Here is a 23,345-nt window from a genome sequence, read left to right on the forward strand (position 1 = left end):
TTTCAGATGTGCAGATTGATTTCATTATTCTGAAAATTCCTTAATTCGATAAATTCAGGTTCAGACAAAAACATCTGCACATTTGAAATCCGCACATCTAAAATTCCCCATAACTCCGTATCATCAAAAAAATTATCAGTAATTAAAAAAATATTTTTCACATACGTGCAACGTTGCAAAATGCGTTGCGTCTATTATTCTGAAGCCGGTCACGAATTTGGAAGCAATATATATTGATAAACATTACAACCTGGTAGTTGAGTGCAAGCAGGGAAGCAAAAAAGCCTGCTATGAGCTTTACCGTCTGTATTCGAAAGCTATGCTGAACGTGGCCTTTAGGATCGTGGGCGATATTGCCGAAGCGGAAGATGTGCTGCAGGAAGCTTTTGTGGATGCTTTTGCCAAGCTGAAGGATTTTAGGCAGGATACCACATTTGGCCTCTGGCTTAAGCAAATTGTTGTGAACCGCTCAATTAACCTGCTGCGTAAACGCAAGCTGGAATTGGTTGAACTGGAAGACGGTCACCTGGAAAATATTGCCGACGAAGAAAATTGGGACGACGAGGACATACAATACCAGGTTGCCAGGGTAAAAGAAGGCATGAACCTGCTGCCCGACGGTTACCGCGTTGTAATTTCATTATACCTGCTTGAAGGGTATGACCACGAGGAAATAGGACAAATATTGAATATATCAGAAAACACATCAAGAACCCAGTTTTTGAGAGCTAAAAGAAAGTTAATTGAAATTTTAAACAGGAAAGGACAAGTATCATGAGCAAGCGATTTGAAGATTTCATGCACGACAACAACGAAGAATTTAACGAGATAGAACCATCTGCAGATCTGTGGGGTAAAATTGAGGCGCAGCTCAATTTTTTGGACGAGGAAGATCAGCAGCCCCAAAAGCGCGAAGCAAGGACTTTTTCGCTGGGCTTCGTGCTAAAGGTAGCCGCTTCAGTGATCATTGTCATGGGCATAGGCTTCGGCATATATATACAAAGTCAAAAAGGCGCAAAAAGCGTTGACTTTGCTGCCATTAATCCCGAGTATGCACAACAGCGGGTACATTATGCGTCGCTTGTTGAAACCAAGCTTACCGAACTTAAATCAGCATCTAAAAACGATCCACAGCTATTCAAGGAGTTCAGCGCCGAGATAGCCAAGATGGATTCCACCTATAAAAAACTAAACAATGATTTAGCGACCAGCCCTAACCAGGAACGTGTTTTACGTGCAATGATCCGGAACCTGCAAATACAAACCGAGGTGCTAAACCAGCAATTAAATGTAATTGAACAGTTTAACCAGATGAAAAAGGAACAAAACAATGAAACTAAAAATATTTAGTCCGGCCCTGCTTACGCTTATCGGCTTGTTAACCATAAGTACAGCAAACTTTGCACAGGTGAGCCCAGCAGTACCACCAACGCCGGCCCTGCCCAAACTGCCTCCTACACCGCCACCCGCTGCAGAATTGAACGGCGATGATTGGACTTCGGCTACCAATAGCAAGGAGTATCAGCAAAAAATGAAGGAGCTGAACGCTAAAATGCGCGAGCTGCAAAAGGAAATGAGCAATTTGCGCGTACAGCAGCAAAAGCAAATACACCTTAAGCTGCAAAATATGCTGAAGCTGAACAAACAGCTTGCTTTCAAATTTAAAGACAGCATGAAGTTCAAAAGCTTCGACTCGTTAAAATTTAAAATGAAGTTTAAGGATTTTGACAGCATGAAGTTTGCAGACAAGTTTGAGAAACTAAGTCCCAATATCAACTTCGGCTTTAAAAACTTCGACCAAAACTTCAGCTACAGCTATGATGGTGATGAGAGCTATGAAAAACAGGTACAAAACGGAGATATTGTTGAGAAAACCAAAAGCTACAGTAAAAGCTATAATGTTGATGGTAACGATGTAATTAATATCGACAACAAGTTTGGCAAGATCACGGTAATTACCTGGGCTAAAAGCGAGGTTAAGGTCGACGTGCAGATCAAGGTAGGGGCCAACGATGAAGATAAAGCTCAAAAACTCCTGGATAACGTAACTATTAGAGACAGTAAGGATGGTTCGGGCGTATCGTTCAAAACTTCTATCAGCCAAAATGATGATGATAACGGTAGCTGGGGCAACTTGTTCGGCAAAAAAAACTCTGTTCGCAAAATGGAGATCAACTACACTGTTTACATGCCGGCTAAAAACCCGCTTACCATCACCAACAAATATGGCAGTACCGAATTGCCTGATCTGAGTGGTAAGCTCAATATCAACAATTCATACGGAAGTTTAAATGCAAAAGTGTTGAGCAACCCGGCCTGCCAAATCAGGGTTAGGTATGGCAGCGCAACTATCGGCACCCTTACAGGCAGCGACCTGGATGTAGCCTACGGCAGCCTTAACCTTGGCGATTGCGACAAGCTTAACGCAGATGTAAGCTATGGCTCGGCAAAAATTGGCCGTATCACCACGTCTGGCAATATCAACGTGAAGTTTAGCGGTGCGCTGAATATTGGCGAAGTTGATAAAAATGTAAAAAGCCTTTCGGTTAATTCATCATACTCAAGTGTAAAGTTAGGCGTAAGCGATGGTCAGAATGCCGATTTCGACATCACAGTACATTATGGCAGCTTTAATTATGGCGGTCACGACGTTAACATCACCAGTAAAACCCCTGCCGACGGTGAACGTGGCTATAGTCCGACAAAAACCTACAAGGGACATTTAGGTAAAGGTGGCAGCGATAAAACCATTACCATCAGCACCAGTTATGGTAGTGTAAGCTTTGATTAAAAGCTTATAGATAAAAAAAATGAAACGGCGTATTGTTATAGATCAACAATACGCCGTTTTGGTTTGTTAGATTTTCGGTAGGTGACAATTAAAAATATAAGCGTAGTTCCCCGTCAATATTTATCCTCTAATCAAATAATATTTTTATAATTGCCCGGATTTTAAATAATAGAACTTAAACCCCAAAATCACTCAATTATGAAAAAAGTACTACTTAGTACAATCATTCTGACAGCATTTTCATGCTCTTTAATTCTCTTTCAATTAAGCTGTAAAAAAGTCGCCGTAGCTGCCTCTGATCAAACGACAACTACACAAGTCGGAAAATTGATTTATTCAAAACTTATTGCCCCGGCAACTGGTAATTCATACTTTGAATTATGGTCGGCTAATTACGATGGAACAAACCAGCAAAAGATTTCAATAACCTTACCTGCCGGTGTTTCTATTTCTGGTGATGCTAAGCTTTCCCCTGATCATAAAACACTGTTTTTTGGTGCTTATACTTTTAAATCAGGAGTTATTACAAAATCAGCCCTTTATGCATGTAATATCGATGGAAGCAATCCTCATGAAATAGTATCAGGAACGCAGAACGAGAGTTTTGAAGCGAATGTAGCCTATTAATTCATAATATATTTATGGCAACAAAAAGGAGCATTAAACTGCTCCTTTTTGTTTTTACTTCGTTGTAAATACCGACTTGTGTAATTAGCTTTGAAAATCAATTTTAGCCATGCACCAGGATAATGAAAAGCAGATTTTTAATACGCTTTATGATCAATATAAGCACCTGGGCTTGCCGCTTGAACTCATAAAGCATACCGATTTTACTGTTTTTAACCTGAAGGATATTAACCAGCCAATGCCGTTTAGGTCGCCATTGAGCAGGCTTAATTTTTTTGTTTTTGCCTTTATTAAAGATGGGAGCGGCGATTATACCATTGATGAACAAAATCATAAGCTGCAGCCCCGTGCCATTTACTTCACCAATCCGGGGCATTTTCGTTCGTTTAACTGGGAGCGCATTGGCGATGTATACCTGTTTACGCTCAGCGAATCGTTTTTGAAAGAAAACGTGCATGCCAATATTTTTGATGAATTTCCCTTTTTGCTGGCCGAAACATTTCCGGCCCGTGTACTTACTCCCGAAGTTTTTGAGGAGTTTGATATTTTATATCACCAGATCCTGAAAGAGTACAATTCAGATAGTCCATACCGTTACCGGATTATTGGCAACCTGTTTGTGGTGGTGCTGTTAAAATTCAAAGAATATTTCTGGAAAGATTATAACCCAATATATGAAGGTAACCGGAGCTCCGAAATTGTAAAGAACTTTAAACGCCTGCTCGAAAAACATTACCGCGACCTGAGTAGCGGCATGGCCGAACAGGCTTTCCGTGTGCAGGATTATGCCGATGCGCAAAGTCTTCATCCCAATTACCTGAGTAACGTTATCAAAATAAAAACAGGCAAAACCATCAGTACCTGGATTGCCGAAAAAACCATATCCGAGGCCAAGGCACTTTTACAAAATTCAAAACTATCAATCAAAGAGATCGCGTATCGTTTGGGCTTTACCGAAGCAACCCATTTCAGTAATTATTTTAAAAAGCATACTGATACTTCGCCTGTATTGTTCAGGAAAGAACATGCGAGGGTAGTGTAGTCAACGTTTCAGTCAAGTTGGATTTTGGGCTAAAGCCACATTTGTACCTTAGTATTCCGTCGGTTTTAACCGACCACAATGAGGAAACCGACATTAAGCCAGGCGTTAAACTAAGTTCTTCAATTGCCTTAATGCTCACGTTGATTCATATATTCTGCTGTTTCAAGATACTGTAAATTTTAATTTATTGCTTTTGCGCCCCCTAACCACCGCGTCATTGCGAGGTACGAAGCAATCGCGAACTGTATAGGGGGATTTGCTTAGCCGCTCTGTAAGTAGGGGATTGCTTCGTACCTCGCAATGACGCGGTTTTTATTTTGTATCCCATCAGGGTCTCTCATAGATTTAAGTTAACCCACAAAATTGCTTTGCCGTTTAATCAACCAGGCGTTTTGTTTTGCCCCTCTGGGGCAAAGGGTATTTCTATACTTTTTATGCTACAAACCTTTTGCACCTCTGGTGTATCTGTCCTTAAGCATCTCAATTAATACCTGATTATGTTGTAAAACCTTGCCGGCCCCAGCGGGGCCACGTGTTTATAGCATTAAAAGAGGATGTTTTTTGGCTCCGTAGGTGCCTCCTATTGAAATTTCAAGTTAGTGAATTTCGTGGGTTAACTTAAACTCGCAGAGGGCCCTGATGTCTACGCCATGTATTCGGTGAATTGAAAAACCCTCTGCGAGTCTAAATTAATCCATAAACACGCCTTCGCCCAATTGCAAAATCCCCAATCTTAGATATTCGTAAGTAATGCTTTGATATGTGTATCATTCAGGGGCCTTCCTCTTGCCACCTTTGTATTGTCAATCAACGACAACAAAACATAAACAATATAACAAAGGAAACCATGAACACATTAGCATCAAAAGTAGTATTAGTAACCGGCGCTTCAAGAGGTATCGGTGCAGCAGTAGCCCACAAATTAGCAGCCGAAGGCGCTAAAGTAATTATCAACTACGCAGGCGGTAAAGAAGCTGCCGACCAAACCGTAAATTCCATCAAACAACAAGGCGGCGATGCCATTGCCCTGCAGGCCGACGTAAGCAAGGCCGGTGAAGTGGCAGCCATGTTTGATGCAGCCATTGCCCATTACGGCAAAATAGATGTACTGGTGAACAACGCCGGCATCATGATCACCAAATTAATAAAAGATACTACCGACGAGGATTTTACCCGCCAGTTTGATATCAACGTTCGCGGAACATTTAACACCATGCGTGAAGCCGCAACTAAGCTGGCCAATGGTGGTAGCATCATCAACTTTTCATCAACTACTACCCGCGTTATGATGCCAACTTACGCTACCTATGTAGCAACCAAAGGTGCGGTTGAACAATTAACCCGCGTATTTGCCAAAGAAGTTGGCGCAAGGGGCATCAACGTAAATACAGTATCTCCCGGCCCAACAAATACCGAACTGTTTACCAAAGGCAAACCACAGGAGCTCATTGATCGCCTGGCATCATTATCAGCCTTTAACCGCATCGGCGAACCCGAAGATATCGCCAAAATAGTAACCTTCCTGGCAAGCGACGATGCCAAATGGATCTCGGCACAAAATATCGGGGCAAATGGTGCAATGGCGTAATTGAGAGTCAAGACAGCAAGAATCAGGAAGCAAGAGCCAAGAAATAAGGGAAAATCAGTGTAATCAATAAAATCATCACAATCAAAAAAACAAAATCATGAACTCATTAAATAATAAAGTAGCAGTAATAACCGGCTCGGCCCGTGGTTTAGGTAAAGCAATTGCAGAACGTTATGCAGCATTAGGCGCAAACATCGTAATCAACTATTCACGCGATAAAGCATCTGCCGATGAAGTGGTAAGCAACATTAAAGCAATGGGTGCAAACGTAATAGCTGTACAGGCCGATGTAAGTAAAGTGGCCGATATTGAAAGGCTGTTTAAAGAAGCAAAAGATGCCTTTGGTAAAATTGATATTGTAGTAGCCAATGCAGGGATCGAACTGGTTGAAACCCCGGTAACTGATTTTACTGAAGAACAGTTTGACCGCGTGTTCGGTATCAATACTAAAGGTACTTACTTCACCATGCAGCAAGCTGCTAAGCATGTAGAAGATAATGGCCGGATCATATACATCGCCTCAAGTACCACTTCGTTCCCTGTACCCGGAATGGCTGTGTATGGCGGCAGCAAAACCACCCCAAGGTACCTGGTTGATATCCTTTCAAAGGAGATTGGTCACCGTGGTGTAACAGTTAACTCCATTATACCATTTGCTGTTGATCATTCAGGTATCTTTGCCGAAGCTGATAGCTACCCCGCATTAAGGAAACAATTGCTTGACAGTTGTCCGATGGGCCGCCTGGCCGAAGTTGAAGATGTGGCCAATGTGGCCGAGTTTTTCGCCAGCGATCTTTCATCATTCGTAAACGGTCAGCATCTGCTGGTAAACGGCGGCGCAACAAATTAATTATCAGTTTAGTAACATAGGGTAACAGGTTGTAGTCTTAGCTATAACCTGTTGCTTGTATTTAACAGGTTTTAAAATAGTACTATTTGGTTTATACATCTACCATGCCATGAAAACGCTTAATCATTATATCATATACGGTACATTAATTACTTCATCAGTAAATGCTCAGGCAGCAAAAACACCTGCCTTAACTATACAAAATATCAATACCATGAATACCGAAAAGCTAACTAACCCGGTAGTAAAACAAGCTATTGATGCCCTGCAAAGTGGGGATAAAAAAGCCTGGTTTGCTTTGGTCGACAGCGATGCCCTGCTTTTTGATGACGGTAACAAAATGAACTTCAAAAGCTTTTTCGAAAAAGCTTTGGGTCATGAACGTTTTACCAGTATCGACAAAGTGGAACAAAACGGCTTGCATATTTACGGTAAATTTCACAGCGACCAGTGGGGCGATTTTAAAACCTACTTTAAGTTTACGGTTAATGCCGATGGTAAGATCAGCAAACTGGAAATAGGGCAGGCGAATTATTAAGCTCTCCCAAACTGTGATGGGGCATTGAAATAAACCGACTTTTTCTACATCACGTCATTGCGAGGTACGAAGCAATCGCGAACTGTACAGATGAACTTGCATAGCCGCTCTGTCTATTGGGAATTGCTTCGTGTCTTATAATGGCGTGGTTGTAAGTTGTTGATTATTAGGTGTATTTTAGGGGTTGTTTTTTGGGTAATTTGGGCGTTGCCTGCGGCCCGGGCTTTCCGTTACAAGTCCTCACCTTGCCTGCCCACAAGGCCAACCCGCACTGTGGGCTTTTCACTGCAATCCCTAACGCGGCCCCCGCACAGCATCTCTAAAACATAATTTGTACTTCATCACGGCTTTTTCCAGGGCTTCCCTGGAGTGGCTCGCAATGACGCTTTTATGGCAATTTTGAATTCTCTTTACCTGATATTTGTACTATGCAACAGCAACTCATTGCCCGCTTACAGCAGTTAAAACCTATCCCGGTTAACGATCAGGAGCTTATAGCAAGCGCCTTTGTGCCCATGAAGTTTAAGGAAGGGGATGTGCTTTTACCGCTCGGGCAGGTGGCAAGGCAATTGTTTTTCATCACCAATGGCGTACTGCGCATTATGGCTCAAAGTGATAAGGGAAATGAAGTGACCTATTTCTTTTTAAAAGAGAACCAATTTTGCACCATCCTGTACAGCTTTAATAACAACCTCATTGCTGATGAAAGTGTTCAGGCTGCTTGCGATACGGAATTGCTGGCCATCAGCAAAAATAATTTGCTGGCTTTATATGATAAGCTACCCTACCTAAAGGAAATAATAGATCAGATCTCGCAGAACACTCTTTTAGAAAAAATAAAAACCCGGAATACCTATCTTGGTTACAACTCATCAGAAAGGTACCGCTTATTTTTGGAGCGGCAGCCCGAAGTGGCCGGGAGGGTACCACTTGCAGATATTGCATCTTATTTGGGTGTAACGCCCCAGTCCTTGAGCAGGATCCGCAAAAATATCCGTTAATTATGTTTCTCGTCATCTGTTAGACGACCCGGAAAATCGACATCAATAAAATCTATATAAAACAAAAATAAAATAGCTACTATGAATACAGTGAAAATAGGATGGATTGGCTTAGGCAAAATGGGCGTGCCGATGTCGCAGCAGTTGATCAAAGCCGGATATCCGCTAAATGTTTATAACCGCAGTAAGGATAAAGAAGAAGGATTTAAATCACAGGGAATCGGTACTGCTGCATCTCCGGCTTTACTATTAAATAACGCCGACGTTGTTTTTGTGATGGTATCAGATGACAAGGCCATCAACGATATTTTTAATGGAGATGAGGGTTTGCTGACTGCAAAAGCGAGTGGTAAGATAATTATCAATATGAGCACCGTATCGCCCTCCATTAGTAAAGAGATGGCAGCTGCATGTAAGGCTCAGGGTAACTATTACCTGGATGCCCCGGTATCCGGCAGTGTAAAGCAGGCTGAAGATGCCATGCTGGTGATCATGGTTGGAGGTGAGGCCGGTGCGTTTGAACAGGCAAAACCAATCCTCGAAAAAATGGGTAAACTGGTGATGCTTGTGGGAAATACAGGTTCGGGCAATGTGGCCAAGCTGGCCATTAACACCCTGCTTGGTATTGTTGCACAGGGATTTGCCGAAACGGTAACGCTTGCACAGCAAAATGGTATTAATGCAGAAGCACTTACAACATTGATAAGCAATAGTGCATTAGGAAGTCCGTTCATCAAAATTAAAGGTGACGCAATTGTTAACAATAACTATAATGCAGCTTTCGCATTAAAGCATATCGCCAAAGATCTGCGTCTGGCCAAAGATCTTGGCCTCGCTACCCCACTGGGTGAAACCGCCTATCAAACTTATCAGGATGCCGAAGCCGCTTTTGGAGAAGAGGATATTATAGCGGTGATTAAGCAGGTAGGGAAAGTGTAAGTGTATAATTTTCACTCCTTCCCTTGAGAACTCAGGTGTTGGTAAGATGAAAGTTGCCTGAAAAAACAAATAAAAACCATGTCATTGCGAGCGCAGCGTGGCAATCTCGTAGCTAATGCATGTTCGATTTGCATTGCTACGAGATTGCTTCGTCGTTCCTCCTCGCAATGACATGGTTTAGTTGTTCGTTTATATGTACCTCGGGAGGGATGATTGTCCTTACTCCAAAACTATCTTCTGATGCTGATACGGAATTTCAATATGTTTGAAACCATGTTCCTTTAGTTTCCCGGCAAAATGTTGTTGTACATCGTACTCGCCGTGAACCAGAAATATGGTTCTTACCAGTGCGGGATCCTGACAGGCCAGAAAATGGAGCAGGTCATCATAATCGCCATGGGCACTCATTGATTTGATGGAGCGTACCTCGGCCTTAACCTCATACATTTCGCCAAAAATATGTACTTCATGATCGCCTCTTAACAGCCGGCCGCCTAATGAATTGGGCTCTGCGTAGCCAACCATTAAAATGGTATTCTTTTGGCTGTTGATATTGTTTTTTATGTGGTGTTTCACTCTTCCGGCTTCGGCCATGCCCGATGAGGATATGATAACGCATGGTCGCGGGTCATCATTCAGGGCCTTTGATTCCTCCACGCTTTCAATAAAACGCAAACCTTTAAAGCCAAAAGGGTTGGCATCGGTTTTTAAAACTTCCTGCACATTTTTATTGTAAACTTCAGGATGGTTCATCAGCACCTGTGTTGCCTTTTCGGATAGGGGGCTATCTACATAGTAAGGAACATCCGGCAGTGTACCTTTTAATTCCAGGCTGTTTAAAGCATACAACAATTCCTGTGTGCGGCCAACGCTGAATGCCGGGATAATCACCTTGCCTTTTTTTACTTCGCAGGTTTGTTTGATGATCTCTAATAATGACTCTTCAATTGGTCCAAGCTCTTTATGCAACGAATCGCCATAAGTTGATTCGAGCAGGATATAATCGGCCTGCTCAAAAGTTTGCGGACTTTTCAGCAGCAGATCGCCGTAACGCCCAACATCGCCGCTAAAAGTGATGTGCGTATCCTTGCCATTTTCGGTAACGGTAAGGTGTACCGCGGCGCTGCCTAAAATGTGCCCGGCATCGGTAAAGTTGAATTTTACTTCAGGAGTAATTGCAAATTCCTCGCCGTATTCAACAATTTTGAATAAGCGGAGTGCTTCCATTACATCGTCTTCGGTATATAAAGGAGTAAGCAGGGGCAGGCCTTTACGGGCACGGTGCTTATTATCATATTCAGTGTCCTGTGCCTGGATTTTTGCCGAATCGAGCAGCAGGATGCGGGTTAGGTCCATCGTGGCCGAAGTGCAGTAAATATTCCCGTCGAAACCTTCGGCAACCAATCGCGGGATCAAACCGCAATGGTCAATATGGGCGTGCGACAAGATCATGTGCGTTACACCTTTGGGGTTAAAGCCGAAATGTTCGTTCATTTCCTCGGTTTGTTCGCCCAGGCCCTGAAACATGCCGCAGTCTAATAATATGCTGGTACCGTTGTTTAAACGGAGTAAATGCTTGCTGCCGGTTACGTTACGGGCAGCACCATGGAAGGTTATATTCATTTATAATTGAGTGTGAACAACGCAACGAATATGATGATTTAAAGTTTAAGAAATTAATAACTAAAAATTTAGTTGCAAATTAAAGTTACATCTCTTACCTTAGTTAAACCAATTGAATATATTAATACACGAGGTATTAATTTAAAAGTACGCACATGGAAATTAAAGAGTTAACCCGCGCCGAAGAGCAGATCATGCAAGTGCTCTGGCAGTTAAAAAAAGGGTATGTTAAAGACGTTATCGAGCAGTTACCTGAGCCTAAGCCCGCTTACAATACCGTATCGACAATTATCCGGATCCTGGAAACAAAAGGTTTTGTTGGGCATGAAGCGTTTGGCAAAAGCCATGAGTATCACCCGGTGATCAGCAAGGAGCAATACCAGAATTTTGCTGCCGATAAATTACTGAGCGGTTATTTTGACAACTCCGTTAACCGCATGCTTTCATTTTTTGTAAAGAAAGAAAAGATCGACCTGAAGGAGGCCGACGAGATCATGAAACTGATTGAAAAATTAAAAGAAAAATAGTTATGAACTGGTGGCAATATTTATTACTGGTAAACATATACCTGTTGCTGTTTTACGGGTTTTATGTGCTTTTGCTTCGTAAAGAAACCTTTTTTCAGCTTAACAGGCTTTACCTGGTAAGTGCCGCTTTGTTATCATTTATGATACCCGTTATCCAGGCCGATTGGGTCCAAAACCTGTTTATTACCCAGCAAGTAAAGTACACGCTTTACAGTAGTCCTGTATTGGTTTATCACTTTAAACCTGTAGAAGAATCGCCCATTAGTATAGGGGAGGTATTGTTCATTATATATTTTGCAGGTATTGTTTTTTTATCGGGCAGGTTAATTTGGCAGCTGTTTAAGCTGAAAAAAGTAATCAGTCAGCCAGATTCACCGGTATCTTATTCTTTTTTCAAAACCGTGAAGTTAAATGCCGATGGCGAGGCTAATAAAGCAATAGCCACGCACGAGGATGTACACGCCAAACAATGGCATTCGGCCGATGTGCTGTTGGTTGAACTGGTGATGATCATTAACTGGTTTAATCCGATAGTATATTTCTATCGCAGGGCTATAAAACACATCCATGAATTTATTGCCGACAGGCACGCAGTTGAAGCAGGAACCGATAAGGCCGATTATGCCATGCTGCTTTTAAGCCAGACATTTAATACGCCAACACATGGCTTGGTTAATTCATTTTTTAACAAAAGCCTGTTGAAAGAACGTATCATCATGTTGCAAAAAAATAAATCGCACCGCACGGCGCTCGTTAAGTACGGACTGTCGGCTCCATTGTTTATTTTGATGATGGTGCTGTCATCAGCTACAATCAATAACAGTGATACCATTACGGTTATCAACACTAAAGCAGATAAAGTTTTCTCGACCCCGGCCAGTAAAGTAACAGAGATTACTATTGATGAGCCTCCTAAACCTGAGAGGCCGGTTGCCGCGCTTGATACCTCGCCTGTTTATACAGCGGTTGCCCGTTTGCCCGAGTTTCCGGGCGGGCTGGAGGCCTTTGGTAAATTTTTGTCTACTAATATAAAATACCCTGCAGCGGCCCGTGAACAGAGGATCCAGGGTAGGGTGATCATAACCTTTATTGTTGAAAAGGACGGCTCGCTTTCAAGTGAAAGGATTGTAAGAGGTATTACAGATGATCTGAACAACGAAGCGTTAAGGGTGATAAAACTATCGCCTAACTGGAAGCCTGGTATGCAGGGAAATCGTCCGGTAAGGACACAATATTCAGTGCCTATCAGTTTTACACTTGCTCCCAGCGATGATACTACAAAGACAACTGCTCCGGCAAGATTTTCAATAGCATCGGTCCAGCCAGGTTCAGACGCTGTATTCACATCTGTTGAGCAGGTGCCGGAGTTTAGCGGAGGTTTGGAAGCCTTTAGTAAGTTTTTGATGACTAACCTTAGGTATCCGAAGGCTGCCCGTGATAATAATGTTCAGGGAAGGGTGATTATCACTTTCATTGTTGAAAAAGACGGGTCTCTATCAAACATGAAGGTTATAAGAGGGATAGGTTCAGGTTGCGACGAAGAAGCCGTAAGGGTGCTAAGTATGTCACCTGCCTGGAAACCGGGAATTCAGAATGGAAAGCCGGTGAAAGTACAGTATTCTGTGCCGATAAGCTTCACTCTGGCCGATGATAAATCGGCAAAACCCGGCGAAAATAAAACCGGGGATGTTGTAAACCCGTCAGGCGAAGACAGGCCAATATATGGCGGATTGGTTGTTGATACTGCGAAGCAGCATGTAATAGTTAGTGATAAGTATAGTGGTAAATCAGCGCCCTTAATTATTATTGATGGAGTCGCCCTGGCCCAGGGGACATCGTTAAATAAAATTAACCCGAACGATATCGAACGCATAAGTGTGTTAAAAGATAATACTGCTGTTGCTATTTATGGCGATAGGGCCGTAAATGGTGTTGTGCTGGTTACTACAAAAACAGCGGCGAAGAAAAAAGCTGCTTTGGGTAGTCAGATGAAAACTGTCAATTAAATTAACATCTATTTATTTAAATGTAAAGCCGTTTAACCACGGCTTTTATTATGATGAGCGTATAGAAGCAAAGCAGGCAAGTATTTTTAACAATCGGCAAAAAACATGTATTTTTGTTGGATATGACTCGCAACAGCCGGCTAAACCCAACTCTTTTTTCAACGCGATATGTACATTTAACAAAGCTGCGTAATGCAACTTTAAAAGTAATGCAGGATTTAACAGCTGTTGATAAAGGCCTTATCCTTGTTGATTTTGGCTGCGGTGATATGCCATATAAATCGGTTATTGAACCCATGGTTGGTAAATACCTGGGGGTAGACCTGGATATTAACCCCCTGGCAGACTATCACATTGATTACGATAGTAAAACAACATTGCCCGATAATTTTTGCGACATCATTCTTTCTAACCAGGTATTGGAACATGTTGACTCGCCTCATAGTTATCTTTCGGAGGCTTTGCGCATTTTAAAACCGGGAGGCAGTATTATATGTACAACACATGGTTATTGGTATTATCATCCAACCCCTTACGATTACTGGAGATGGACAAGTGCCGGTTTACGAAAAACTATCGAAGCCGAGGGGTTTAAAGTTACCTCATTTCACGGTATTATGGGGCTTGCCGCAAGCGGGATCCAGCTTTTTCAGGATGCCATATTGCTAAAGCTACCTAAATTTCTGGCTCCTCCGTTTGCGTTTGTGATGCAAAGCTTTATCCGCTTGTTTGATAAGATCCACTCACAGCAGCAACGTGACCGCGATGCTTCGCTATATGTGGTCATCGCGCAAAAAAATGTCGAATCTGTGTAATGGAGCAATATAACCTTTGCATCATAAAGCCTAATAAAGACGCTTTTTCCGAAACTTTTATACAAGCGCACATTGATGGCCTGGCCGGTAACAAGAAAGTACTATATGGCGGCGCTTTTCCTGTTTATGATCATGAGGGCAAAACGCTGATCCGCTCGAAGCTGGGGTTGCTTAGTTATCTTATCCAAAAACGAATTTTCAAGAAGAAAAATATCAAGGTGCGTACCCGTGCCTTGTATAAATATTTCAAAGAGCATAAAATAGATGTTGTATTTGCCGAATACGGCATGGTTGGCGCATCGGTTACTGAAGCCTGCAAAATGGCTGCCGTTCCGTTGATTATACACTTTCATGGGGCCGACGTTTATCATCGTGATACTGTGGCTGCATATGCAGGCCTTTACCAGGATGCATTTAAATACGCCAGTGCTTTTATTGCCGTATCAGTTGATATGGCCGCGACGCTAAAAGAAATGGGGGCACCGGCCAATAAGGTATTTACAGCCTCCTGCGGTGTAGATACTGCGGCTTTTCCTTTGCTTGATATATCATCCTCGGCTAAAGATTTTTTATTTGTGGGGCGTTTTGTCGAAAAAAAATCCCCTCAATCATTAGTTAAGGCATTCAAGATGATGTTTGAGCAACATACTGATGCCCGGCTTTGGATGGCTGGTGGAGGCCCTTTGTTTGACGAAACCCAGGAACTGATTGCTGAACTTGGGCTTAATGAACAAATTACACTTACCGGTGTATTAAAGCCGGAAGAAATCAGGGAATTAATGAAGCGCATGCGGGCGTTTGTACAGCATTCAGTTACTGCTGCCAATGGCGATAAAGAAGGAACTCCCGTAACTGTGCTCGAAGCATCATCGTCGGGTCTGCCGGTAGTTTCAACCCGGCATTCAGGAATTAAAGAGGCTGTTATTGACAAACAAACGGGCTTTTTAGTTGATGAGTACGATATAGAAGGAATGGCCGAACGGATGACCTCCCTGGCCGGTTCTGTTGAGTTAGCGGTGCAAATGGGTAAAGCGGCACGCAGCCATATGATTGCTAATTATGATATTCACATGCGTATTGCTTTACTTGATAGTATTATCCAAAGCAGCATCACCAATAAAAATTAAATGAACCTATTACAAAAACAAGGATTTTTTAATAGCCTCATATTGTATGCCGGGGTAGCGTTGGGTTTCTTTAACCTCATCATTCTTTTTCAGCGGGTACTTACTACTGAGGAAATAGGTTTTTTTATTTTAATGGGTACTATATCCCTGCTTTACGCGCAGTTTGCGGGCTTAGGTATTGGCAATATCATCCTCAAATATTTCCCTTACTATCGCAGTGAAGATAAAAGGCATGGCGGATTTGTATCTTTTGTGACTGTTTGGAGCTTGATTGGTTTTGTGATATTTACGATACTTTTTGTTGTTTTTAAAGATAATATCATTGAATATTATAAGAATAAAAATGGTGCTTCGCTGCTAATCAAGTATTTCTATTATCTCATTCCATTATCGTTTTTTACCCTGGTGTTTTCCGTGCTGGAAAATATGGCGCTTACTGTTTTTAAAAATGTTTTATCTTCCTTTTTGCGTGAAGTAGGGTTGCGTTTGTTTACAACTGCCAGTGTTTTATTGATAGCCATTAAGCTAATTGACTATCGTGGTTTTTTGCTGATATATATAACGGCAAACCTGGTAGCTGTGCTGGTGTTGCTTGCCTATATTGGCAAAGGCAAACATTTTAAGTTTTCGGCAGTCGGCACGCAATTGTTGAGCGAAAGAAAAACATTTCTTAGTTATGGCATTTTTACTGTATTGAGCGGCAGTTCCTTTGTAATGATACAAAATCTTGATACCCTGATGCTGAGCCTGCTTACTAAGCAATCGTTCAGTTATGTGGGTATTTACGGTACGTTTTTCGCTATTGCGGTAGTTATTAGTTTGCCGGCCAAAGCATTGAGCCGTACTTCGTTGCAGATCATATCCCAGTCGTGGGTTACTAATGACCTTGCAAAAATTGGTAAAATCTATTACAAAACATCAGTAGTACAGATGCTTATAGGTTGTCTGTTTTTTATAGGTTTGGCTATCAATAAGCAATTTATTATCATGTTGCTGCATAAACACGACTATGCAAGCTATTTTAATGTGTTTATAGTAGTAGGTGTGGCATTTTTAGTTGATATGACCGGCGGTTTGAATGGTTATATCATGAATGCATCTAAATACTACAGGCTTACCACTGTTTTTATTGTATCGGCAGTAGCGCTGTGTGTATTATCAAATTTGATCCTGATACCGCAGATGGGCATGATGGGGGCTGCCTTGTCATATCTCATCACCATGTTTGCGCTGAACTTTGCATACTGGTTATTCATTAAAATTAAGTTTAACCTGCAACCCTTTGCAAAGGCCCACCTTTATATTTTAATGATTTTTACGGTTTGCCTGCTAATTGGGCTTTACCTCCCGCCGTTAAAAAATGTATACCTGGATATGGTTTACCGTTCGGGTATTATCGGCGTTGTGTACGTGTTTTTTGCCTACGTTTTAAAAATTTCAGAAGATATTAATCTTGTATTCGATCGTATCCTGAAAAAAGCATAAATCAGGGCACGTCAGGTGCTAAATATCCCATCCAGTCATCTATCATGCCTTAAATCCGCAGAGTACATTTGTACGGTTTAAAAGTTTTTTGATAATGAGAACATTATAATTGCTTGCATCGTACAAGAGGGCAGGATACCGTTGCAATGTAACGTTATCCTTAAACCTGGATTAACAATAAAATATTTTATCAGCCTCCGATTGAGTTAAATTAATTTTGATTTGCTTTAAAATGTTTTTTGTTCCCGGTTAAAATATTCTGAAAATTTAATAATATGAAAGATAATTATTATCATTATCCGTTAATTTAAGCTATGCACCCTGAACCTGCACGTTTGCATAAAACGTTTTTATGGGCGATATTTTGCCTGTTTTTCTTCCCATGCGCTGGCTTTAGCCGGGCGTTTGAAACCCCATTGTCCATTGGTACCAACTCAAGATTTGTTGAAACATCATTTACCCCACATGCTTTAACTGCTGCGCCCCTGCAGGCAATTACTATTTGCTCGGCAGCAGCAGCAGTACTTAACGGCGATGTAAAAACGCCAACTCCTAATAGTTACCTCTGGCAGATAAACAGTAACGGTAACTGGGTAAGCGCACCATCTGCAAATACGATGAAAGATTATATAACATCATCGTTGGTAAACAATGCCACAGGAAGCGTAGTATACAGTTTGCGCAGACAAACCACTACCGGCGGTGTTATTGCCTATGATTCATTTTATGATGTTACAGTTAGGCCAATCAGGGCAGTTAGCAATAATTTTATTAATACACCTGCTGTTACTCAATTTTGCAGTGCAGGTAATCCTACTAATATTACGGGCAGCACAGCTACCGGCGGAGATGGTACTTTTTCATATCAATGGCAATCATCAACAGATGATGTAACCTTTACTGATATTGCAGGAGCTACATCAAAAGATTATGATCCACCTGTTTTAAATAAGTATACTTATTACCGCCGGGTGGTAACATCGGGCGCATGTACAACAGCCTCTGTCAGTAATGAGATTACTTTCCAGGTTTCACCTCCACCCCCTCCTCCATCACCAGTTACATCTAACGTAGCAATTTGCCAGGGAACATCGGCTGTGCTAACCGTGAGCTCACCAACGGCCGGATTAATATATAACTGGTATGACTCGCCGGCTAAAACTACGGTACTTGCCACAGGGACGTCTTTCACTACTCCTGTTTTAAACGCAAGCCGGAGTTATTATGTTGAGGCATCAAATGGCACCTGCGGCAGTACACCAACAACAATAGCAGTAACAGTTGTGCCATTACCCGCGGTACCGCAATTTGCACAAAGCACGGTTAGCGTTTGTTCCGGTTCCACAACAACAATTACTATACAAAATGCACAAAGCGGCGTTGTTTACAACTGGTACAGCAGCGCAACCGACGCCAATATTTTACACACCGGAACCAGTTATACAATCAGCAATGTAACAGGTGCGGTGTCTTATTATGTGCAGGCGGTAAGTACTACCGGTTGTAGTTCTTCTGCGCGGGGTACGGTGAGTTTATCTGTGGTTACCTTGCCGGTGGTTACCGTAAGCAGTTCGGGTACTTCTATTTGTCCGGGTACAAGTACTACCTTATCCGCCTCATCGTCAGATGCAGCTGCAGTCATATCATGGTATGACGCACCTACAGGCGGAAACCTGCTTGCTAAAGGCAATACGTACACTACAGGTAATTTAACCTCGGCCAAAAATTATTATGTAGAAGCCACAAACGCCACCGGATGTAACAGTAACGGAAGGGTTACGGTACAGGTGCAAATGACTAAACCGCTTGATCCTCCTGTAGTAACTGTTGGGGAAGTTACATCATCAAGTATAACTTTTGAGTGGAGCGCGGTAAGCGGTGCAACAAGCTACCTGGTAAGCACCGATAACGGCTTAACTTATGTTGAACCAAATTCGGGAAGTGCCGGTTTAACACACAAGGTGAGCGGTCTTGATATTAACCAGTCGGTGACAATTAGGGTAAAGGCTTTGGGGGCTAACTCATGTACACTCAGCGATGCTTCGGCAGCGGTTACGGCCTCTACCATTGATAATAATAATGTGATATACGTAGCCAACAATTTTACCCCCAATGGCGATGGAAATAATGATATTGTTTATGTACACGGTAAAAACATCAATACGCTTTCATTTTATGTATATGACCAATGGGGGCAATTGCTTTTTACCTCAACCGATGTTAGTAAAGGATGGGATGGCTATTTTAAAGGCTCATTAATGCCCGTGGGCGTGTACGTATATTATTTAAAAGCAACTATGAATAATGGGGCGCAATTGACTAAAAAAGGAACAATTACGCTATTACGATGAAGAAATTACTACTAATTATCACCATAGCACTGCAGCTTGCAGTTGCCGGAACAGTGAAGGCGCAGGTTGATCCGCATTTTTCACAATTTTATGCGTATCCACTTTGGCTCAACCCGGCCCTTACCGGTGTTTTTGACGGCGATACGCGCCTGTCTGCTAATTTCAGGGACCAGTGGACAAATATCAGCAACGGTTACCGTACAGCCGGTGTATCGGCCGATTTTAAACCGACCGATAAAGTTGGCATTGGCATCAACATACTCGATCAGAAGGCAGGTACGGCCGGTTATAATTACTTTACAGCTTACGGATCATTCGGTTATGGGATAACCCTGTCTGACGATGGTAACCAGCGTTTGCATTTCGGTTTACAGGCAGGCGTTATCAGTCGCAGTTTTGATCCGGGCAAACTCCAGTCTGATAACCAGTACGATCCTAACAGTGGCTTTGACCCAACATTGCCCAATTTTGAAAATTTTGGATATTCATCAAAAACGGTATTTGATGCCGGCGCTGGTATCTATTATTATAATGCCGACCCGATGAACAAAGCTAATTTTTTTGGCGGGCTTGCCATTAACCACATTAATGATGTAACCGACCCTTTTGCAGCCGGAGGTATAAGCAGCAAGCTGCCTATGCGGTTTACTGCACATGGAGGGATCCGTATCAAGGCTTCTGATTTTTTCGACCTTATTCCTAACGTTGTTTACATAAAACAGGGCCAGGGCCAGATCAAAGCTTTAGGTGTGTACTCTGAGCTTAAGTTTGCTGATGACAATGGCCTTGTACTTGGTGGTATGATGCGCCTACAGGACGCTGCCATTGCTAACGTTGGCTACCATATAAGGCAAATGGTTATAGGCGCAAGCTACGATTTTAATACCTCAGGACTGCGTGCAGTTACATCAGGCCGTGGCGGTTTCGAATTATCAATAAGTTATATATTTAGTCGCTATACTGATTCTCCGGCTCCAATTTGTCCAAGGATATAATATGAAAAAACTATTACCTTATTTTCTACTATCGTTTTTTCCGGCTGTTGCATTTGGGCAGGCTAAAAATTATAAAGCCCTGGCCGATACTGCTTTTAACAGGCATGAATACTATACAGCGGCCTATTATTACAGGCATATTGTCGATGGTACAACCATTGAATCAAAAAACAGCGTACCTCTTTCACCCAATAAAAAGAGCGGCTCAAAAAAGGAAACAACCAATCAATATATAATTTACCAACTGGCCGAATCGTACCGTCTATATAAGGATTATACAGATGCTACTATCTGGTACACCAAAATGAGCCAGGAAGGATCAATAGAAAAGTACCCTTTAACCCCGCTTTGGTATGGCATATGTTTGCAGGCAAACGGGAAATATGATGATGCTCTTGCACAGCTAAAGCAATTTGCAGCAAACAACCAGGATCCAAAATATACAACCCTGGCCAATAAAGAAATTACTTCATGTGAGTACGCGTTGAAACAATTGGAGCATCCGCGTGCCGTTGATGTATCTCCTCTGGTATTTCTGAATAAAGATCAGGGCGATTATGCCCTCACCGTGAATTTGGGCCGATATTGGTTTACCTCATCACGTATGGTTGATAAGGATAAATTTTTCACCAACAGGATTTATAGTTCGGCTATTTTAGATTCGACAAAAGCGCTTGCTACAAATTTTAATGTCTTTGATAAAGAAGGGCAAATTGAATATGCTACGCCTTCGCTTGATGGCACCGGCACTAAAATGTACCTCACCCGCTGGTATAAAAAGAACGGAAAAACGGTATCGGCTATTTACTTCAGCCAGTTGGCGAGTGGCGTTTGGCAGCAACCTGTGAGGCTCAACAGCACCGTTAACGCCGAAGGTTATAATTCCAAACATCCTTTTGTTAGTGCCGATGGCAGGCGGCTGTTCTTTTCATCCGACAGGCCGGGAGGCGAGGGCGGCGATGACATCTGGGAAAGTAACCTTGATGACGCCGGGCAGCCAAAAACGGTGAGCAATTTGGGTAGTACTGTAAACACGCCTTATGATGAGCAATCGCCCTATTATGACGGGCCGGATAAAGTATTGTTTTTTAGCTCGAATGGTTTTACCGGTATGGGAGGCTTTGATGTTTACCGCAGCGATGGTGACTTTGGGCATTGGGCAACCCCGGTTAATTTAGGCTATCCGGTTAACTCATCTAAAGATGATTTGTACTACAGCATTGATCCAACTAATCCAAACAAGTTTTATCTGAGCTCGGCCCGTGGTTCTGATTGTTGTTTGAGTTTATTCACCGGGCAATACAAGTTTTTATACATCAGCGGCCGTATAATTGATTGCCACACCAATAGTGGGATGGCCGGTGCAAGGGTGATTTTAAAGGATCCGAATGTTAAAATGGGCCTGGTTGCCAAGGTTACCGATGATAAAGGCGACTATGTTTTCCAGGTAAAAGAAAAGCTGCCAAGCTATAAGCTGGAAATTTCGCAAAAGGGATATTTTACTAAGGTTGTCCCCGCGCCTTTAGTAAAGCCAGGTATTGATACGCTCATTAACCCCGAAATATGCCTGCAGAATTATAAGGTTAATGTACCGATAGTTATTGAAGATATTTATTTCGATTTTGGCAATGCCCATCTCCGGTCCGAATCATATGATGTACTGGATAAACTAGTTGCCATTATGAGCGATAACCCTAAAATAAAGATTGAGCTTGGTTCGCACACTGATAATATAGGCAGCGACGCAGGTAACCTGAAACTATCGCAGGCACGGGCCGAAACTTGTGTTGATTATTTGTTGCTCAAGGGAATTAAATCTACCCGCATTACCGCCAAAGGCTATGGTAAAAGGATGCCTATCGCACCTAACCAATTACCTAACGGAAAGGATAACCCGGCGGGCAGACAGCTAAATCGTCGTACCACATTCACCGTAAAATCGGCAGACTAAAAACAAATTATTTTATTTGTTGGCGATGGCATGGTTATGATATAATTTTGTCTTCGCAAGTTAAATGCCCTGCTATATGCAGGGCATTTAATTTCAATACCGATCTGCTGAAATCATACCATGCAAAATCTTGCCCCGATAGCCCTTTTTGTTTATAACCGGCCCGATCATACGCGCCGTACTATCAGTTATTTGCAGCAAAATTTACTGGCTGACGAGTCGCGCCTTTATATTTTTTGCGATGCGGCTAAAACTGATGCTGATAAAGCCAAAGTTGAGCAGGTGAGGCAATTGGCGCAGGATGTAAGCGGTTTTAAATCGGTAAAAGTTATTTTGCGCGATCACAACCTTGGCTTGGCCGAATCTATCATTAGCGGGGTAACGCAGCTGGTTTATGAGTATGGTAAGGTGATTGTATTTGAGGATGATTTATTGTCTTCTCCGTACACCCTGCAGTATTTCAACAACGCACTAACAAAGTATGCAAACCAGGAGCAGGTAATGCATATTGGCGCATATATGTACAACCTGCACGATAAAACCCTGCCCGAAACCTTCTTTTACCGTGCTGCCACCAGCTGGGGCTGGGCAACCTGGGCCCGCGCATGGAAAAACTTTGAGCCCGATGTTGATAAGCTGATAGCCCAGTTTGATAATTTGAAAATAGCCCGCTTTTCGATAGAAGGGAAAATGAATTTCTGGAAACAGATTGAGCAGTTTAAAGCAGGCAAAAATAACTCATGGGCCATCCGTTGGTACGCCTCCATCTTTTTAAAAAACGGGTTGACACTGAACCCGTCGCAATCGCTGATTCAAAACATAGGCCACGATGGCACGGGTGTACACTCCAATAATGAAGATATATATCACGTGCAAATGGCCCGTAAACAGGTAACGCAATTCCCGGATTTGATACAGGAAAATGAGCAGGCTTACAGGGCTATCAAACATTTTCTGGCTAACAGAAAAGGAACACTGCTACAGCGGGTTAGGCGCTTTGTGAGGCAGCAGATGGGGCGTTGATTGCTTGTTTTAATTCCCGGTAAGTAGTTTAAAAAATGCAAAGTATTCATTGCCGTTGGTTTTAAC

The 23,345-nt window shown here is 42.4% G+C and carries 20 protein-coding genes; 19 read left to right on the plus strand and 1 reads right to left on the minus strand.

The features are described 5' to 3' along the window. The first annotated feature begins 217 nt into the window (after positions 1–217). The 10 genes from BMX50_RS29975 (at position 218) to BMX50_RS30020 (ending at position 9,376) form a co-directional block, all read left to right on the plus strand. Positions 218–778, plus strand: a complete 561-nt coding sequence (locus tag BMX50_RS29975) for an RNA polymerase sigma factor (protein ID WP_091219979.1) — start codon at positions 218–220, stop codon at positions 776–778. Then, complete coding sequence (locus BMX50_RS29980) at positions 775–1,350, plus strand: hypothetical protein (RefSeq protein ID WP_091219984.1); 576 nt, start codon at positions 775–777, stop codon at positions 1,348–1,350. The genes BMX50_RS29975 and BMX50_RS29980 overlap by 4 nt, the downstream gene beginning before the upstream one ends. Beyond that, the gene (locus BMX50_RS29985; RefSeq protein ID WP_091219989.1) at positions 1,331–2,791 is read left to right on the plus strand and encodes a DUF4097 family beta strand repeat-containing protein; all 1,461 of its coding nucleotides are present in this window, start codon (positions 1,331–1,333) and stop codon (positions 2,789–2,791) included. Before BMX50_RS29980 ends, BMX50_RS29985 begins: the two co-directional genes overlap by 20 nt. Positions 2,792–2,989: 198 nt before the next feature. Beyond that, positions 2,990–3,418, plus strand: coding sequence for a TolB-like translocation protein (locus BMX50_RS29990; protein WP_091219993.1), 429 nt, complete (start codon positions 2,990–2,992; stop codon positions 3,416–3,418). 109 nt (positions 3,419–3,527) lie between these two features. Further along, complete coding sequence (locus BMX50_RS29995; protein ID WP_091219997.1) at positions 3,528–4,460, plus strand: helix-turn-helix domain-containing protein; 933 nt, start codon at positions 3,528–3,530, stop codon at positions 4,458–4,460. An 847-nt stretch (positions 4,461–5,307) separates the two neighbouring features. After that, a complete protein-coding gene (locus tag BMX50_RS30000) occupies positions 5,308–6,048 on the plus strand; it encodes an SDR family oxidoreductase (protein WP_091220000.1) in 741 nt (246 codons plus the stop codon). A gap of 97 nt (positions 6,049–6,145) precedes the next feature. Continuing rightward, on the plus strand, positions 6,146–6,898 hold the full coding sequence (locus BMX50_RS30005; protein WP_091220004.1) for an SDR family oxidoreductase: 753 nt from the start codon (positions 6,146–6,148) through the stop codon (positions 6,896–6,898). Between the two features lie 109 nt (positions 6,899–7,007). Next, positions 7,008–7,436: a hypothetical protein gene (locus BMX50_RS30010; RefSeq protein ID WP_244281142.1), complete on the plus strand. Its 429-nt coding sequence runs from the start codon at positions 7,008–7,010 to the stop codon at positions 7,434–7,436. Positions 7,437–7,864: 428 nt separating this feature from the next. After that, the gene (locus tag BMX50_RS30015; RefSeq protein ID WP_091220008.1) at positions 7,865–8,437 is read left to right on the plus strand and encodes a Crp/Fnr family transcriptional regulator; all 573 of its coding nucleotides are present in this window, start codon (positions 7,865–7,867) and stop codon (positions 8,435–8,437) included. 81 nt (positions 8,438–8,518) lie between these two features. After that, a complete protein-coding gene (locus BMX50_RS30020) occupies positions 8,519–9,376 on the plus strand; it encodes an NAD(P)-dependent oxidoreductase (protein WP_091220012.1) in 858 nt (285 codons plus the stop codon). 219 nt (positions 9,377–9,595) lie between these two features. On the opposite strand, the gene BMX50_RS30025 is transcribed toward BMX50_RS30020, so the two are convergent. Then, entirely contained in the window at positions 9,596–10,999 is a 1,404-nt protein-coding gene (locus BMX50_RS30025) for an MBL fold metallo-hydrolase RNA specificity domain-containing protein (protein ID WP_091220016.1), read from the minus strand. Between the two features lie 155 nt (positions 11,000–11,154). Here BMX50_RS30025 and BMX50_RS30030 point away from each other — a divergent pair, with 155 nt between their 5' ends. The 9 genes from BMX50_RS30030 (at position 11,155) to BMX50_RS30070 (ending at position 23,279) form a co-directional block, all read left to right on the plus strand. After that, positions 11,155–11,526, plus strand: coding sequence for a BlaI/MecI/CopY family transcriptional regulator (locus BMX50_RS30030; protein WP_090534685.1), 372 nt, complete (start codon positions 11,155–11,157; stop codon positions 11,524–11,526). Positions 11,527–11,528: 2 nt separating this feature from the next. After that, the gene (locus BMX50_RS30035) at positions 11,529–13,532 is read left to right on the plus strand and encodes a M56 family metallopeptidase (protein ID WP_091220020.1); all 2,004 of its coding nucleotides are present in this window, start codon (positions 11,529–11,531) and stop codon (positions 13,530–13,532) included. Positions 13,533–13,741: 209 nt separating this feature from the next. Next, positions 13,742–14,347 carry a class I SAM-dependent methyltransferase gene (locus tag BMX50_RS30040; protein ID WP_167668146.1) on the plus strand — a complete coding sequence of 202 codons (606 nt, stop codon included), beginning with the start codon at positions 13,742–13,744 and terminating at the stop codon, positions 14,345–14,347. Continuing rightward, entirely contained in the window at positions 14,347–15,474 is a 1,128-nt protein-coding gene (locus BMX50_RS30045; protein WP_091220026.1) for a glycosyltransferase, read from the plus strand. The genes BMX50_RS30040 and BMX50_RS30045 overlap by 1 nt, the downstream gene beginning before the upstream one ends. Next, positions 15,475–16,959: an oligosaccharide flippase family protein gene (locus BMX50_RS30050; protein WP_091220029.1), complete on the plus strand. Its 1,485-nt coding sequence runs from the start codon at positions 15,475–15,477 to the stop codon at positions 16,957–16,959. 314 nt (positions 16,960–17,273) lie between these two features. Then, positions 17,274–19,310 carry an Ig-like domain-containing protein gene (locus BMX50_RS30055; protein ID WP_091220032.1) on the plus strand — a complete coding sequence of 679 codons (2,037 nt, stop codon included), beginning with the start codon at positions 17,274–17,276 and terminating at the stop codon, positions 19,308–19,310. Continuing rightward, the gene (locus tag BMX50_RS30060; RefSeq protein ID WP_091220035.1) at positions 19,307–20,305 is read left to right on the plus strand and encodes a PorP/SprF family type IX secretion system membrane protein; all 999 of its coding nucleotides are present in this window, start codon (positions 19,307–19,309) and stop codon (positions 20,303–20,305) included. The genes BMX50_RS30055 and BMX50_RS30060 overlap by 4 nt, the downstream gene beginning before the upstream one ends. A gap of 1 nt (position 20,306) precedes the next feature. Continuing rightward, a complete protein-coding gene (locus BMX50_RS30065) occupies positions 20,307–22,256 on the plus strand; it encodes an OmpA family protein (RefSeq protein ID WP_091220038.1) in 1,950 nt (649 codons plus the stop codon). Positions 22,257–22,376: 120 nt separating this feature from the next. Further along, on the plus strand, positions 22,377–23,279 hold the full coding sequence (locus BMX50_RS30070; RefSeq protein WP_091220041.1) for a glycosyltransferase family protein: 903 nt from the start codon (positions 22,377–22,379) through the stop codon (positions 23,277–23,279). Positions 23,280–23,345 lie beyond the last annotated feature (66 nt).

The sequence above is a fragment of the Mucilaginibacter gossypiicola genome (assembly GCF_900110105.1).
GTDB classification, from domain to species: Bacteria; Bacteroidota; Bacteroidia; order Sphingobacteriales; family Sphingobacteriaceae; genus Mucilaginibacter; species Mucilaginibacter gossypiicola.